This is a genomic window from Phaeodactylibacter sp. (assembly GCF_022763345.1).
Lineage (GTDB): Bacteria > Bacteroidota > Bacteroidia > Chitinophagales > Saprospiraceae > Phaeodactylibacter.
This window is the reverse complement of the sequence record NZ_JALEGS010000112.1, coordinates 1-15,161: the sequence shown is the minus strand read 5'-3', so window position 1 is coordinate 15,161 and position 15,161 is coordinate 1. Positions and strand designations below refer to the sequence as shown.

General features: G+C 52.5%; 11 protein-coding genes. 7 read left to right on the top strand and 4 right to left on the bottom strand.

The genetic code is table 11. The features are described from left to right. Positions 1-27: 27 nt before the first annotated feature. The 3 genes from MRY86_RS26675 to MRY86_RS26665 form a co-directional block, all read right to left on the bottom strand. Positions 28-1,803 carry a hypothetical protein gene (locus MRY86_RS26675; RefSeq protein ID WP_293572085.1) on the bottom strand — a complete coding sequence of 592 codons (1,776 nt, stop codon included), beginning with the start codon at positions 1,801-1,803 and terminating at the stop codon, positions 28-30. Between the two features lie 93 nt (positions 1,804-1,896). Further along, positions 1,897-3,612 (bottom strand): sodium:solute symporter, encoded by a 1,716-nt coding sequence (locus MRY86_RS26670; protein WP_293569656.1) that lies wholly within the window; start codon positions 3,610-3,612, stop codon positions 1,897-1,899. A 70-nt stretch (positions 3,613-3,682) separates the two neighbouring features. Continuing rightward, positions 3,683-3,829, bottom strand: coding sequence for a hypothetical protein (locus tag MRY86_RS26665; protein ID WP_282779636.1), 147 nt, complete (start codon positions 3,827-3,829; stop codon positions 3,683-3,685). Between the two features lie 153 nt (positions 3,830-3,982). On the opposite strand from MRY86_RS26665, the gene MRY86_RS26660 reads away from it, so the two are divergent. The 5 genes from MRY86_RS26660 to MRY86_RS26640 all read left to right on the top strand — a co-directional run bounded on the left by MRY86_RS26660 (position 3,983) and on the right by MRY86_RS26640 (position 10,174). After that, the gene (locus MRY86_RS26660; RefSeq protein WP_293569659.1) at positions 3,983-4,270 is read left to right on the top strand and encodes an AbrB/MazE/SpoVT family DNA-binding domain-containing protein; all 288 of its coding nucleotides are present in this window, start codon (positions 3,983-3,985) and stop codon (positions 4,268-4,270) included. Then, positions 4,263-4,700 (top strand): PIN domain-containing protein, encoded by a 438-nt coding sequence (locus MRY86_RS26655; RefSeq protein WP_293569661.1) that lies wholly within the window; start codon positions 4,263-4,265, stop codon positions 4,698-4,700. The genes MRY86_RS26660 and MRY86_RS26655 overlap by 8 nt, the downstream gene beginning before the upstream one ends. A gap of 22 nt (positions 4,701-4,722) precedes the next feature. After that, positions 4,723-5,937, top strand: a complete 1,215-nt coding sequence (locus MRY86_RS26650) for a YgcG family protein (RefSeq protein ID WP_293569663.1) — start codon at positions 4,723-4,725, stop codon at positions 5,935-5,937. A 77-nt stretch (positions 5,938-6,014) separates the two neighbouring features. Beyond that, a complete protein-coding gene (locus MRY86_RS26645) occupies positions 6,015-7,256 on the top strand; it encodes a hypothetical protein (RefSeq protein ID WP_293569665.1) in 1,242 nt (413 codons plus the stop codon). 62 nt (positions 7,257-7,318) lie between these two features. Then, a complete protein-coding gene (locus MRY86_RS26640) occupies positions 7,319-10,174 on the top strand; it encodes a M16 family metallopeptidase (protein WP_293569667.1) in 2,856 nt (951 codons plus the stop codon). Between the two features lie 24 nt (positions 10,175-10,198). Here the strand turns inward: MRY86_RS26640 and MRY86_RS26635 are convergent, their stop codons facing one another. Beyond that, positions 10,199-13,159, bottom strand: coding sequence for a DEAD/DEAH box helicase (locus tag MRY86_RS26635; RefSeq protein WP_293569669.1), 2,961 nt, complete (start codon positions 13,157-13,159; stop codon positions 10,199-10,201). Positions 13,160-13,365: 206 nt separating this feature from the next. Between MRY86_RS26635 and MRY86_RS26630 the strand changes: the two genes are divergently transcribed. Together MRY86_RS26630 and MRY86_RS26625 are read left to right on the top strand one after the other, a co-directional pair. Further along, positions 13,366-13,524: a T9SS type A sorting domain-containing protein gene (locus tag MRY86_RS26630; protein WP_293569671.1), complete on the top strand. Its 159-nt coding sequence runs from the start codon at positions 13,366-13,368 to the stop codon at positions 13,522-13,524. A 66-nt stretch (positions 13,525-13,590) separates the two neighbouring features. Beyond that, positions 13,591-15,161, top strand: a 1,571-nt coding sequence (locus MRY86_RS26625; protein ID WP_293572083.1) for a PKD domain-containing protein, incomplete at its 3' end; no start/stop codon positions are given.

The following is a 15,161-nucleotide window of genomic DNA, read 5'->3' as shown; positions in this document are numbered from 1 at the left end:
CCTACTTTAGCTTGGTTTTAACGGTTGTCAGTGGGCTTTTATGAAGCGCTTAACGTTTTGCGTATCTCCATGCAGCCAAACGATGGTGTACAGCCCTGCGGGCAATAGCTCCAGCGCAAACCGGTGCTTTAGCGTGCCAGGGCTTAAGGTGCTGCGCCTTAGTATTTGGCCGTTGGAATGGTAAAGCAGGAGCTCGCTGCCGGTATCCAGCCCGGAAGGCAGTGTGATGTCCACCCAATGTTCCGCCGGGTTAGGGGAGACTCGCCAGCTGGGTTCGGGCGGCGCTCCCTTGTGGATATCCAGATTGGTGCAGAGCAGATTATCCTGATAAGTATGCTCCGTCGGTGCGCCATGGGCTGTAGCCCAAAAGCAGAGCTCGTAGGGGGGCTCCAGGTCTTGCAGGAAGAACTGCATTTCTTCGTCAATGGGAAGTGTGGCGCTGCCTCCGGGCGGGATCGTCACTTCTGTGAATGGGAACCAAAAGCCAAATACGGTTCCACACGGGTCTTTGAAATCGCCGCAGGTTCGTCTTCGGGTGCTTACGGATACACCGGAAACAGGAACGCTGCCTTTATTAAGGACTTCAATACTGAAACCGCTGAGCGTCACAATGCCAAAGGAGCCGTCTTCACCATAGCAAATAATAGGAGGTTCCAAAATAGAGTACTCGCCCGACCATGTAATATTATGGATAGCAATATCGGCATCTGTCTCGGCAGTCGCAAAATCCTCTAAAGGTATGGTTCTAAAGGCGATTAGATTGGCCGCGCCTCCATTAGGCATAGAAGCTGGGCGGGATAGTGGAGGAAAGCGCCCGCCATCTGGAATAAGCCGGTCGCCTAATAGTGCAATCGTGCCCTCCTGTATTGCAACATCCCACAAATAAGCATCCCAGGGAAGGAGAAAGTTCTCCCAGGTGTTCAGATCTGCAGAACGCTTTTGCATCCAGGTCCGGTTACTGGCATCCATCCCAAACAGGTAGTAATGCCCTTCATAGTATTGAATGTGCTGGTATTCGACGCCAGACCAGACGATCTCTTTGCTCTGCGATGTGGTAAAGGGATACTCAGAAGTCCAAATCGTACTGTCAATAATTGCGCAAATTTGTGGCCCGCTGGCGTGGAAATCGCGAATAGCTACATAGTCCGGTGAAGAGAAACCTTCCAATTCCGAATGAGGGCTGGGAGATAGCAAGTCTCCTCTGTAGATTCTTCTGTGGAGCCTGACTGGGTATGGTGGAATAAAGCTCCTGGTATGAAACCATACTATAGAATCACCGTTGCTTTTGATGTCTCTTGCAAGTGTAGGATAATTGCTGTGCTTGATGTTTAGTGCCGAGTCCAGCAGTATTGTGCCCTGCAAGCCATTTGTGACAAAATGGCCCTCGGGAAGTCCGGCGATGTGGTATACCGAATGGGGGGCTTCTCCGTTTTGCAACAGTTTTATTTGCTCCCCGTTTGAATTGAAAGTAGCTATTGCACTATCGGTATAAAAGTCACATGACCCCTGTGATCCTGACCATGCTAGTTGCCCCTTGCCATTTACAGCGGCATTGTACAAGCCATTAGCGCTCGTCCAGTTTGTGTATTGTTCCCGCTGAATACCAGAATCATTAATCAATGCTGCGTAACCACCAGATTCATACCGTTTGTTATTATAGGTTTTGGCTATAACAAACCATTCCCCACCATAAGGGATAATCTCAGCAGGCTGACAATAAAAAGAAGGCTGCCAGCTCAGGTCCACATACTGAGCGGAAAGTTTGCAGGAAACCAACAGCAGCACAGGTAGAAAATAGCGCATGTTTTTTACCCTGAAAATAGGCAATTCTGTTTAGTATGCCTCTTTGACTTGCTGAGCAAGCCGCCTCAATAGGCAGAAGGGCATTATGAAAGATTAAGCATTCGGTGCGGTTGGTTCCGGCATCGCCTGCTCCAGTATCCATGCAAACCCCATCACCAGCGTGCACCCGATCAGGTTCAGCCACAGGTAGGCGATGTTGATGATCTCCATAGAATTGAGGGTGAAAATGATCAGTACGATGGCTTCTGCGATCAGCGCGCCGATGAAGACCGCCCGCCCGCCTACTTTTTTCATAAAGAAGGCCACCACAAAAATACCCAGAATGGCTCCGTAGAAAAGGGAGCCGATGATATTGACCGCCTGAATGAGATTCTCAAATAAATTGGCGGTAGCCGCAAAAACCAGTGCAATACCGCCCCAAACTGCCGTAAACGCTTTGGAAGCATTCAGGTAGTGCCTGTCGGTTTTGTCTTTGGCAAAGCTGCGCCGGTAGAGGTCAACCACCGTAGTCGTAGCCAGGGCGTTCAGCTCAGAAGCCGTAGAGGACATGGCCGCTGAGAAGATAACGGCAAGCAGCAGCCCTACCAGCCCCACCGGGAGGTACTCCGTGACGAAAGTGATAAAGACGTAATCGGTATCCTTGATCTTGGAAGCCGGGTCGGCTTGCAGAATGAGGTCTTTGGTTTCATTGCGTAATGCTCTATCGGTTTCCCGCAAAGTAGACAGCCGCTGCTGAATCTCTGAAATGGCGGGCTCGTCGTTTTGGTCAATGGCACCCATAAGTGCCCGTACCTCTTCTTGTTGGGTTAGGAAAAGGGTGTTGTGTTGCGCCTGCAGGTTAGCGAGGTCGTCCGCATATTCGGTGTTTTCCAGCTTTTCCAGGTTGGCGGAGTTGAAGTGAATGGGTGGCTGCTGGAATTGAAAGAAGACAAACACCAAGATGCCTACAAAGAGTACCAGAAACTGCATGGGGACCTTCAAAATACCGTTGAACAACAGCCCCAGCCGGCTTTCATTCAGGGATTTGCCGCTGAGGTAGCGCTGCACCTGCGACTGATCCGTACCGAAGTAAGACAGGAACAGGAACACCCCGCCGATCATACCCGACCAAAAGTTATACCGGTTGGACAAATCAAATTCGAAGTCGACAACGTTGAGCTTGCCCATTTTGCCAGCCACGCCCACCGCATCGCTAAAACCGACGTCCGGAGGTAACTGGAAAATCAAAATCATCGCCGCGATAAACATGCCCGACAGGATGACGATCACTTGCTGTTTTTGGGTCACGCTCACGGCTTTGGTACCGCCCAGCATGGTGTAAAAAATGACCAGCGCTCCAATAAAAAGGACAGTCCACCGCAGGCTCCAGCCCAAAATGGTAGACAGGATGATGGCCGGCGCGTAGATGGTCAGCCCGGCTGCCAGCCCCCGTTGGATGAGAAAAAGAACAGCCGTGAGCGTCCGGGTACGCAGGTCAAAACGCCCTTCCAGGTACTCGTAGGCGGTATAGACCTTGAGCCGGTAATAGATGGGCAAGACAAAAACACACAAAATCACCATGGCCACCGGCAGCCCGAAGTAGAACTGCGCAAAGCGCATCCCGTCCTCATAGGCCTGCCCGGGCGTGGATAAAAAGGTGATCGCGCTGGCTTGCGTGGCCATGACCGAGAGCCCGATCGTCCACCAGGGCAGGTCGCGATCGCCCAACAGATAGCTCTGTACGTTGTCAACCTTGCGGGTGTACCATACTCCGTAAGCCACGATACTCAGCAGCGTGCCCAGCATTATTATCCAGTCCAGTATTTCCATGTGCGCTTTGGTTAGTCTTTTTAGTGAGGATGATGGACAGCATATTGCGGTCCAATGGCAGGCAACTGCCTCAGGAATAAGCTTGTGTAAACCAGTAAAATAAGGTGATGATGATGGCGTGCAAGATGAGCACAAACAGGTACATCCGGTTCCAGGTCTTCAGGATAGGCGGTGGCCCGTCATCGGGCAAAGGCTGTTGGTCTTGTTGGTCGGGCATGGCCATATGGTTGATCTTTAGGTATTGAACGGCTAAAATAGAAGGATATGCCGGAATGGACAATTTTGATTCCGTATTGTTGCGTCGGGTTTATACAATCCGGTATTGGAACTGTTTTGCCAATTTTTTAGTTTTATTGGCAAAATAAGGATTATGGAAGTCAAAATAGACAAGTTTGGGCGCATTCTGATCCCCAAAAAAGTCCGGGAGGAACTGGGGTTGAAGGCTGGGCAAAGGTTGGAGCTGTCATGTGTGTCAGATACAGAAATTATTTATCTGGCAGCTGCGGATGTAGCTACACCAGATGATATAGAAGTAACAGATTTTGGGCTGCCCGTCATCCATAATGGGAATAACGAGGAAGGGGAATTTGATAATGCTGCATTTATGAAAGAGACCCGTCAGGCCTACCTTGATAAAAAAATGGGCTGGAATGAATAGTTACTTCGACACCTCCGTTTTATTTCCAGCTATGGTAGAGGCGCACCCCTTGCATAAAGTAAGCAAAGCTGCATTCCGGGATGCGGTACAGCAAGGGAAAGTAGTTTGCTTGAGTACGCATTTGTATGCTGAACTGTATGCTAACCTCACAAGATTTCCAAGAGGGAATAAAATATCGCCAGTTGCTGCCGCCCGTCTAATCACCTCCTTGAGGAAAACGGTGGCCACCATCGAATTAGGAGCGCCGGACTACGAAGCCGCCCTTCACCGCTGCGCCCAAAAGGGACTGGTCAGCGGAGTGATTTACGATGCGCTGCACCTGCAGGCGGCTTTGAAGGCAGAAGTGTCCGTGCTGTACTCTAATAATTTTTCCGATTTTGAACGACTCCTCGATCCTGCCGATAAAATTGAACTGAAAGCTGTACCTTAGGAGCCGGCTAATTCCTATTTCTATGCAAATCCGATGGCTCCTCCTGGCCGTAATGTTAATGTTGGCTGTTGCCGCGATGGCGCAGACCGCCTATACGATTGAGAACCTTCCCAACCCCAAGGACAACGGCAGTGGCTACGTCAGTGATCCCGATGGTGTCCTCAATGCACAAGACCGAAGTACGCTCGATGCCCTTTGTAGTCAGCTGGAACAGAACAGCACCGCTCAGGTGGCCATTGTTATCGTCAATTCCATCGGGCAGGAAAACCCCAAGGACTTTGCCACCCGCTTGTTCAACCACTGGGGCATCGGGCAGGCTGATGTAGACAACGGGCTTCTCGTCTTTTCGGTAATGGACCAGCGGCGCACGGAGTTTGAGACGGGCTACGGGCTCGAAGGCGTACTGCCGGATGTGATCTGTTACCGTATCGGTATGCAGGAGTTGGTGCCTTATTTTCGGGAGGGTGACTATGGCGCAGGGCTCATTGCCGCCACACAGCGCATCAAGGAAACATTGGAAAACCCGGAGACGATTGAGGAAATTCGCTCCAGCGGGCAGCCCCGGCAAATGATTGACGGGGTGCCGGATGGCTTGGTATGGTATGCTGTGATTGACGCGCTGTTTGTCCTTTTTCTTATCATCTGGCTCATCTATACCAACTATTCCAAGCAGGAACTTTATGACCGCTTCATGATGGTGCGCAAGGTGCACAGTTGGATTTTTATCCTCTTGTTCCCGTTGCCCTATGCCTTGTTTTACCCCCTCCTCAGCCGACACCTGAAGAAGCTCCGCAATCAGCCCCGTTATGGCCGCAAAACCGGTGCCATTATGCACAAGCTGCACGAAGTTGAAGATGACCGCTATTTGGAATTGGGACAGGTGGTAGAGGAGCACCTGGGCTCAGTAGACTACGATGTCTGGATTACGGAGGACGAGGAGGATATACTTATTTTGCCCTACAAAAAACGGTGGAGTAAATACAAAGCCTGCCCGAAGTGCCAGTTCAGGACCTACGCGCTATCCGATACCAATGTGCTGCGCAATGCGACCTACAGCCACTCTGGCAAGAAGGAAGTCATCCACACCTGCAAAAACTGCAACTACCGAAACCGGCGCATCGTGGTCATTCCTAAGAAAACCCGTTCCTCCGGTGGTGGAGGCTCCTTTGGCGGTGGTGGCGGTAGCTCCTTCGGTGGCGGCAGTTCCGGTGGCGGAGGGGCAGGCGTGAGTTGGTAATGCACACTTAACAATTCCACAACATCTTTTTACCGAAAGGCGTATTATATTGGTCCGAGAACTCAAAACCAAAATGCATGACCCGGGCTAAATATATTACCTGCTTTATCCTGCTGCTTTCGGCAGTGTCCTTATTTTCTCAAACCCTGACATTGTCGGTTACCAAAGACCGCCTGCAGTCTGAGGACCTCAAAGCCATCATGGTGAGCAATCAGTTCGGGGTGCTCCGCTACTTTACTTTCGCCGGTCAATTACCCAAAGATTCAGCCCACACTTTTCAGGTGCGGCAGCGGGTAGGGGAGACCCTGGCGCTTACCCTGGTGGAAGAAGTGGAAGACCAAGGGTACTACAGTTTTGAGAATACCACCTATATCGGGCTCAGCGATGGTTCCGTGATTGGAAGGGCGATGGCACCGAAAAAAGCCCCGAACTACCGCAATTTCAATGTGCGTGTAGCAGATGTAGAGGGGGTGGAAGAGTTTCAGCTGTTTGGCCCGCTGTCTCGTCGGCCGGAGTATAGGGTAAGCCGTGGCGTGCTCAATATCAGTGCCAAACTGGAAGACAATGCCGGGATTTTTGCCGTGATGCGCCTGCCGGGCGAAAACTTCCTGCGCCACTTTACCAGCCCCATGACGGCTGATAATAACTTCGAGCTGTCCCGGGAAGGCATGGGCAAAACCGTCTACATGGGCAAAATTGCTATGCCCTATAAAACCGAATGGCAGGGCACGGTCAAAGGAATGCTGGACGGGTATGAGTTCCACTTGTTCAATAGTGCACAAAAGCAGATCGGAGCTACAGATACCATCCCCTTCTTTGTGCCAGGCGGGGTGCAATTTGACTCCCTCAGCCTGTTCCTGTCCGACATCAACAATAAAGGCATCGCACTCTACGGTACCTACAAGGAGGCATTGCCGGCCAGAATCGATACATTTACCTTCGAACCTTCCTTCCTCCGTTCGGAAAGCAAAAGCTTTACCTTTGCTGCGGGCAGCGACGAGGGGCAGCACTATGCCATTTCCTACTACTACAGCCTTGGGCAGGGGCGCCCCCTTGCAAGCTGGCACCTTTGGGGTGAAATGGAAGGCATGGACCAGGTAGACTTTATCCTGCCTGATATCCCGGAGGAGCTGTATGAGATCATCCCTGAACTGGCGGAAATCGCCTCCCCGATTGCCATTGATAAGAATAGTTTTTACTGTACGCAGTACTGTGATGATTATGACTTCAGTGCCCGCCCGGCTCTGCTGGAAAACCCTAAGTGGCGCATGCGGCATGGTATGGTGGCTCGCCGCAAATTGAAGGAGTTGGAGGAGTAAATTAAAACTTAATCCAACGCCACCGTGTTGTTGCAAAAGTCAGTTAAAATAAGCATTCGACTATGGCAGCAACTACCTCCCTGACGCCCAAAACCATTGCCGGCGATCCGCTTCAGGTACAGATTTATACCCTGCGCAATGGCATGACTCTATTCCTTTCCGTCAATCCGGAGGAGCCGCGTATTCACACCAATATCGTTGTACGTGCGGGCTCCAAGCAGGATCCGGCTGATGCCACAGGCCTGGCTCACTACATGGAGCATATGCTCTTCAAAGGAACAAGCCGCATCGGTGCCCTGGACTGGGCACAGGAGTCGAAGTTTCTGGAGCAGATTTCAGACCTGTACGAACAGCACCGTGCTACCCGCGATCCGGAGGCACGCCGTGCGATCTATCAGAAAATCGACCGTTTGTCTAACGAAGCAGCAAAGCTTGTTGCCCCCAATGAGTATGATCTGCTGTCGGGCGCCATCGGTGCCAAGGATACCAATGCTTATACTTCCGTAGACCAAACGGTTTACATCAACAATATACCGTCCAATGAACTGCAGCGTTGGATGCGCCTGGAATCTGAGCGCTTCCGTATGATGGCGCTGCGCCTCTTCCATACCGAACTGGAAACAGTGTATGAGGAGTTCAATATCGGGCAGGATCAGGATAACCGAAAGGTGAACAAGATGATCCGGGAAGCCTTGTTCCCTAACCACCCCTACGGTACGCAGACGACGATCGGTTCTGCCGAGCATCTGCGCAGCCCTTCCCAAAAGAAAATACAGGAATTTTTCCGCACCTACTATGTGCCGAATAATATGGCGCTCATCCTGTCCGGTGACTTTGAGCCGGAGGAGGCCGTAGCGCTTGCGGAAGCCCACTTCGGAGGATTTAAGCCCGGTGCCGTTTCTCCGTTCAGCTACGAGCCGGCCCCACCGATTAAGGAGCCGGTAAGGCTGGAGGTCTGGGGGCAGGAAGCTCCCTTTGTGGATATCGCCTGGCGCTTTCAAGGCGCTGCTTCAGATGATCCCATGATGCTGTCGCTCATTCAAAACTTGCTGCACAACTATCAGGCAGGGCTGCTCGACCTCAACCTCAATCAGCAGCAGCGCGTCCTCGATGGGAGTGCCTGGTCCTGGCAGTTTCAGGACTATACCGCGCTCGGACTGGTGGCCCGCCCACGGGAAGGGCAAACCATGGAAGAAGTGGAAGCCTTGCTCATGGGAGAGGTACAACGCCTTCGGGAGGGCGACTTTGCGGATTGGATGTTGGAAGCAGCCATTAAAGATATCCGGCTGAGGGAGGTCAAGCTTACCGAGAGCAACCGCGGCCGCGTAGACCTCATCACGCAAGCCTTTGTCTTGGGCGTCGACTGGGGGCGGATGGTCAGCCGGTTCGACTGGTGGGAGAAGGTGACCAAAGCGGATGTGATGGAATTTGCGCAAACCAATCTGGGCGACAACCGAGTAGTAATATACAAGCAACAGGGCGATGACCCCGACGTCATCAAGGTGGAAAAACCGCCCATCAATGCCGTGCAGCTGGAACGCAACCGCCTGTCGGAATATGCACAGGACTTCCTTTCGGTAGAAACGCCGCCAATGCCACCGGTATTTGCGGATTTTGAAGCGGGCATTCAGCAAGTCGAGCTGCAGCCGGGGCTCCGACTGGAATATGTCCACAATTACCGCAATGAGCTGTTCCGCCTGGACTACGTCTTTGAGCTTAACAAGCTTTCTGACCGCACCCTGTCAATGGCAATCGCCTACCTGCCTTACCTTGGCACCTCCCGATACAGTGCAGCCGAGTTGCAGCGGCAGTTCTTCCGTCTGGGCTTATCCTTCGATGTGCACGTCAATAATGACTACACTTATCTGACGATCAGCGGGCTGAGCGAGTCAATGTCTGAGGGCATCCGTCTCATGGAGCATGTGATGGCCAACCTGCAGCCCGATGAGCAGGCACTGGCAAATATGAAAGCTGATGTGCTCAAGCGGCGGGAGCATGCCAAGCAAAACCGCAACTTTGTCCTGCGCCGGGCGCTGGGCAGCTATGCCCGTTATGGTGCCGACTCGCCCTTCCGCTACCGTCTCGAGGAGGCGGAGGTTCGTGCGCTAACTTCGGAGGAACTGATTCAGCGGCTCAAAGGTCTGAGCAATTACGAGCATACCGTGCATTATTATGGTCCAAACCCAGTCAAGGAAGTTGCTGCCGCAATTCAACAGTACCACAAGCGGGCGGAGCAGTTGAAGCCGGTACCGGAGAGCAGGTCCTTTGAACAGCCCCATACGTCAGAAAACGAAGTGCTTTTCCTCGATTTCCCAATTGTACAGGCCGATGTGATGCTGATTTCCCGGGGCACGCCTCACTTTAGCCTCGATGAATTTCAGCTCAGCGAGTGGTACAATGAGTACTTTGGCTACGGCTTGTCGAGTATTGTCTTTCAAGAAATCCGGGAGTCGCGTGCACTGGCCTACTCCTCTTTTGCCTACTACAGTTCGCCCGACCGCCTGGACCAACCGCACTATTTGCAGGCCTATCTGGGCACGCAGCCTGACAAGTTACAGGAAGGCATCCCCGCCCTGACCGGCATCTTGCAGGATATGCCCGTGCTGAAAGGGCAGGCGATGCAGGCCCGGCATTCCATTCTGCGCCGTATCGAAAGCGAGCGTATCGTGCCCGGCCGCTACTTCTGGGAGTCACTGACCGCCCGCCGGCTGGGCTTCGAAAAAGATATGCGGGAAGATTTGTATCAACGGCTACAGCGCAGTGAGCTGCCTGACCTGCTTCGTTTCCATCAGGAGCATGTCCGCGACCGTGCCTACAAGCATGTGGTATTAGGAAGTGCAGACCGCATGGATTGGGCGGCACTGGAACAGGTAGGGCCCGTTCGTAAGTTGAGCATGGAGGAGGTATTTGGGTATTGATCCTTAAGTTTTTCCTGTTTGGGCCTACCCAAACAAATACTCAATATCTCCTTTCGAGAACTTCGCCTTCTCCACATCCCCGATGATGTCTTCCGCCAGTTTGGACTTTTTCTCCTGAAGGCGGAGGATTTTCTCCTCGATGGTGTCTTTAGTGATGAATTTGATGGCAATCACATGCTTGTCTTGCCCGATCCGGTGCGCCCGGGCGATGGCCTGTTGCTCCGTCGTCGGGTTCCACCAGGGGTCAAGGATGAAGACATAGTCTGCGGCAGTGAGGTTAAGCCCGGTACCCCCGCTCTTGATGGAAATGAGGAACGGCTGCACCTCTGGTTTTTCCATGAAGGACTGAATGGCCCGCTCCCGCTCTTTGCTGCTTTGACTGCCGGTAAGCCAGGCATATGGCTGTTGGTGCCCTTCGAATTCCTGCCGATAAAGTTCCAGGTGTTGCACGAAGGAGCTGAAGATGAGTACTTTGTGACCGCCCTTTTGAATGGTCTCCCAATGCTCCAGCACGTCCTCAAACTTCCCGCTGCCTTTGGCGTAAGCCTCTACCGCCATTTTAGGGTGGTTGGCAATTTGCCGCATCTTGGTCAACGATTGCAGTACCTTAAAGCGGAACTGCGGATTGTCGGCATCGTAGTTTTCCAGCAGGTAGTTGCGAGCCGCTGATTTTTCGCGTTCGTACAGGCGCTTTTGTTCAGCGGTCATCTCGCAGTAGAAGACCTGTGTGCTCAGCGGTGGCAGGTCTTTAGCCACTTCCTCCTTGGTCCGCCGCAGCAGGTAAGGCTGCACCAGCCGCCGGAGCTGATTTTTCTTGTCCTCATCCTGTAGGCGCTCAATCGGGCGGATGAACTCCTTTTTGAAAAAGTTGAAACTGCCCAGCAGGTTGGGATTGATGAACTGCATCTGCGCCCAGAGGTCAGACAGCGAATTCTCAATCGGTGTGCCACTAAGTGATAGCTTGTGCAGGCCTTCCAGCTGATTGATGGCTTTGAAGACCTTGCTGTCCTTGTTTTTGATGTACTGGCTTTCGTCCAGCACGATGTACTCAAATTCCATCTGCTTCAGCACCTCCACATCGCGCAGGGCCGTTTGGTAGGTGGTGAGGATGACATCGAAGCGCGACAGCAGGCGAATGTCTTTGTAGCGCTTTTGCCCGGTATGCCGGTACACCTGCAGAGTAGGGGCGAACTTCTTAATCTCGGCCTCCCAGTTGAACACCAGCGATGCCGGCAAGATGACCAGAGACTGCAACGGCTTAAGCGTATCGTGGTCGTCGGGGGCTGCGAAAAGGCCAAGCTGAGCGCCGGTATCCGTGTTGCCTTGTGTTTTGGCTTCCTGTTGGCGCTGTGCCCGCTGCGACTTGGCATGGAGGAGCACCGTGATGGTCTGCAGGGTTTTGCCCAGCCCCATGTCGTCGGCCAGGCAGCCACCGAGCTGACTTTCGTAAAGGCCTACCAGCCATCTTGCCCCTTCCAGCTGATAAGGGCGGAGTGATGCTTTAAGCTGATTGCTGGGTATGAAATCCACGGCCAGTTGGCGTTCTTCGGCTACCTCATCGCCAGCGCTGATGCCAATTTCCTGCAAGAGGGTGAAGTGGCTTTTGGCCAGCCGCATCTGGTCTTTGTCCTTTTTCCCAAATTGGAACAGCCCCTTGTAGCGGGCCATCCACTCCTGCGGGATGAGAAAGAACTGCCCATCGGGCAAAGGGAACAGCCGTATCCCGTCGCGGATGTACTTGGCCAGCTTCATAAAGGGGAAGGTATGCGCCCCAACCGTTACCTGACCTTTGAGGTCGAACCAGTCATTATCCTGATCGGCTATCAGCTCCACCTTGGGTGGGTGCAGGTAAAGTGCCTTGCCCTCCGCTGATGGTAGTTTTAGCGTAAAGCCTTCAGCCTCCAGTGTAGCACGGTTCGCGCTGATCCATTCCAAGAGGGCGTAGCGGTCTTCATTGGCTTCTGTAAGTACAAAATGCTGATGCGCGTTGACCTCCAGCCCCTGGTTTTTCAGCTTCTCCACAAAAACAGCCTCTGCTTCCCGTTGACGGAGCGCCTGCAGGATGCGCACCTCGTCCCCCTCATCGAATTCAAGGCTTGTACGTTTGTCTTTGGGGTCGCCCCAGTTGAAGGTACTGCCGGGATAAGCCATTTGTACCGAAAGCACCCATTGTCCGGAGAAGAGGTCCTGTACAGGCTCAAGGATGCAGGCTTGCAGCTCCTCGTGCTGCTGTACCTCGAAGCCTTCTGCCTCAATTTCCGATTTAGCGGCTACTTTCAGGATGAACTTCTGGAAATAGGTCTTGACTGCTTTGCGGGGGATATGCACCTCTTCCTTTTTTTGAAAAGGCAGCACCATATTGCCGTTGATAGCAGGGGCACGGTACAGTTTGTAGTCCACAAAGAGCCAGGCCGGGTGGTTGGTAATCGGCACCACATCGCGGGAGCCAATCGCCCAGGCCCCGTCACGGTCAGCCAGTTGCAGGCGGTAGTGGACACCCGCTTCTTCCCGTTTGAAAAACAGCTGAGGCTCCAGGGGCTCCAGCCCGGTTTCGATGACAAAATCTTTGGCCAGCACGGTGCGCTCTACCTGCCAGGTCACAGGGAGCCCTTCAGCATTGGCACGCTCCAGGAGTTCCGCCAGGCGGGTATGCACGTATTTGTAAATGGGCCCCGCCAGGTCGCGGTCCGCCAGGAGTGTTTCCAGCGTCGGTTTGCTCCGTTTGTTGGGCCGGAATTTTTCCGCCAACAGCTTGGGCTGCAGTTGCTCGATGAGGTCAAAGAGGCGGTCGCGGGTAGGCGTCAGCTCCAGCTCAAAGCTCCCGATGGTCTCCTTGAGCGCCTTCTGTTTGATGTGCGCCAGGTAGCCTTCCTGATCTTCACTAACGATGTAGGCGGTGGGGAGGTAGAGCTTCTCCGCAAAGTGGTAAATATCGTACACCACATGGTGCGTGGCGCGTTGTGTATCGGTTTTGAATAACTGCATGTTTGCGACTCCTGTACAGAAGGCGGGTACTTGTCAACGCTGCGCCTTCCCTTTACTTTGATTTTATCTGAACTGACAAATGTAGGGAAAAAATTGCGGGTATTGGGCAAGGAGCTGCTGTTTGGGGAACCAAAATTAACATAGGCTTAATCTGCATTCCTGTGGGATAATCCGTAAAATCAGGATATTGACATTGTGCATTACAAATGCATCTTAACACAGACGGGCAGCGCGTAGCCCAATTTGATCTACTAGTGACCGACCGCTTCTTAGAGGCGGATTTGAGCACTTACCCGAAAGGGCTTTACATTGCTGTAGTTCATTTGATGGACGGCAGCACCCAAAGCGTAAAGGTCATTAAGTAATTCCTTCAAAAAGGAGCCATGCCGCTTGAGATTTTCAGGTGGCATGGCTTTTCTAATATACGAATCATGCGGTATTACATAGTTTGTTTACTTCTGTTCAGTGGCCCTCTTTTACACGCCCAATTACACGATTACAATTGGATGATGGGATACAGCGGCGGGGAAGGCACAGATACTACGAATGAGTTTGGGCTGATGTGGTGGAGGTTTGAGGATGAAAGTCTTCAAATACTGGATCATCAGCATGAAGGGCAAGCATATTTTTGGGAAAACAATACTACGTTCAGTGATAGTACAGGACACTTGTTTTGTTATTATGATGGGAAAGACCTATACAATAAAGACCACATGAAAATGGATGGTGGCATGGATTGGCATGAAAGCCCCTATGGAACAGGCTGGATAGCGCCTCAGAACGGACTTATATTTCCTTCTTTTCATGAGGACAGCTTGATCGTGTTTATCAATTCTCAGCATTATTCCTACGACTTAGGCACCTTCAATCAAATTGCGGGGCAAGATTTGTTTTTTTCTAAAATAAATACGATAGAAAATAATGGTTTGGGGGAAGTCGTGGTCAGAAAGGAAAAAGTGCTGTTAGATACCTTAGATTATGGCAAGCTTAGTGCCTGCCGCCACGCCAATGGCCGGGATTGGTGGATAATTGTAGCGAGGTATACTTTTAATGAATTTCACCGCTTTCTTTTGACTCCAGTCGGGCTTGAGTGGGTGGGCGCTCAGGAGATCGGAGATCAAATAATGATTGGGGTAGGCCAGGCCTTTTTTACACCGGATGGCGATAAACATATCCGGTATAACAGTGTAGGAGGAGGGGAGCAAGATAATCTGTCCATTTTTGATTTTGACCGCTGCACTGGATTGCTCAGCAATCCCCGTCAGGAAGCTTTTGAAAAAGTAGGCTTCGGGGGAGGGGCCGCGGTTGGAGCGGGCTCTCGGTATTTATATATTGGATCAGGCATCCACCTTTATCAATATGACCTTTGGGCAGCAGATATCCTTTCAAGCCGAGTCTTAGTGGCAGAATATGATGGTTTTGTAGATTTCAACCCGACCACTTTTTATCTCTCTCAACGCGGCCCCGATGGTAAAATCTACATTTGTGGAGGGGTAAGTACCCGCTACATGCACGTTATCCACAATCCCGATGCCCCCTGCCCGGACTGCCGCATAGAGCAGCGAGGCGTAGCGCTGCCCAATTTCAACGTAGGCTCAGTCCCCAACTACCCCAACTACCGCCTCGGCCCCATAGACGGCAGCCCCTGTGATACCCTCGGCATCGACAATATCCCGCTCTCCCGCTGGCGCTACGAGCAGGATACGCTCACGCCATTCACCGTGCAGTTTTATGACCTGAGCGACTACGAGCCGGCCACCTGGTCCTGGGACTTCGGCGAGGGCAGCAGCAGCATGGATACCCTGCCCGCTCATACGTTCCCCGGCCCTGGCACCTACGAGGTCTGCCTCACGGTCAGCAACGCCAATGGCAGTGATACGAAGTGCAAAACGCTGGAGTTTACGGAGCCGGTCACGGCCACCGAGCAAGCGGAAACAGCCCCACTTGCCACTGCTTTCCCCAACCCCTTCCGGGAGCGCTTCAGCCTGTCGCTGCGGGCGGG

What these genes read in the sequence shown, in the direction of transcription:
- MRY86_RS26675 (WP_293572085.1), bottom strand. Translation starts at nt 1,803, where the DNA reads ATGCGCTATTTTCTACCTGTGCTGCTGTTGGTTTCCTGCAAACTTTCC.
- MRY86_RS26670 (WP_293569656.1), bottom strand. Translation starts at nt 3,612, where the DNA reads ATGGAAATACTGGACTGGATAATAATGCTGGGCACGCTGCTGAGTATC.
- MRY86_RS26665 (WP_282779636.1), bottom strand. Translation starts at nt 3,829, where the DNA reads ATGCCCGACCAACAAGACCAACAGCCTTTGCCCGATGACGGGCCACCG.
- MRY86_RS26660 (WP_293569659.1), top strand. Translation starts at nt 3,983, where the DNA reads ATGGAAGTCAAAATAGACAAGTTTGGGCGCATTCTGATCCCCAAAAAA.
- MRY86_RS26655 (WP_293569661.1), top strand. Translation starts at nt 4,263, where the DNA reads ATGAATAGTTACTTCGACACCTCCGTTTTATTTCCAGCTATGGTAGAG.
- MRY86_RS26650 (WP_293569663.1), top strand. Translation starts at nt 4,723, where the DNA reads ATGCAAATCCGATGGCTCCTCCTGGCCGTAATGTTAATGTTGGCTGTT.
- MRY86_RS26645 (WP_293569665.1), top strand. Translation starts at nt 6,015, where the DNA reads ATGACCCGGGCTAAATATATTACCTGCTTTATCCTGCTGCTTTCGGCA.
- MRY86_RS26640 (WP_293569667.1), top strand. Translation starts at nt 7,319, where the DNA reads ATGGCAGCAACTACCTCCCTGACGCCCAAAACCATTGCCGGCGATCCG.
- MRY86_RS26635 (WP_293569669.1), bottom strand. Translation starts at nt 13,159, where the DNA reads ATGCAGTTATTCAAAACCGATACACAACGCGCCACGCACCATGTGGTG.
- MRY86_RS26630 (WP_293569671.1), top strand. Translation starts at nt 13,366, where the DNA reads ATGCATCTTAACACAGACGGGCAGCGCGTAGCCCAATTTGATCTACTA.